The organism is Streptomyces sp. SID14478, from assembly GCF_010548525.1.
Taxonomy (GTDB): domain Bacteria; phylum Actinomycetota; class Actinomycetes; order Streptomycetales; family Streptomycetaceae; genus Streptomyces.
On sequence record NZ_JAAGMG010000720.1, the window covers coordinates 1 to 301 of the forward strand.

Annotated in this window: 1 pseudogene; it reads right to left on the reverse strand. The window is 76.1% G+C overall.

Annotation, left to right across the window (positions count from 1 at the left end):
* Positions 1–301: pseudogene (locus G3I40_RS23860) on the reverse strand (CHAD domain-containing protein); the annotation flags it as partial.

Below are 301 nucleotides of genomic sequence, written 5' to 3' on the forward strand. Positions count from 1 at the left end.
CAGGGGGTGTCCGCCTCCGCGTTGTAGGCGTGGCCGGTGTCGTGCAGCGCGGTGACCGCCTCGGTGAGCCGGGCCTCGGCGTCCGCGGCGAGCCGCTTCAGCTCCGTGTCCGCGCCGGACAGCGGCACCTCGCTGGCCAGCACCGCGACGCTGTCCGCCACCGCGTGGAACCGGGACGAGCCGAGCGTCTGCAGCGCCGTGCTGTGCGCCCGCGTCTTGGCGAGGGTCAGCTGGCGCTCCAGCAGCGCCGCCGCCTTGGCCGCGCCGAGCGTCAACGTCGAGGCGCTGGGCGCCTGTTGGG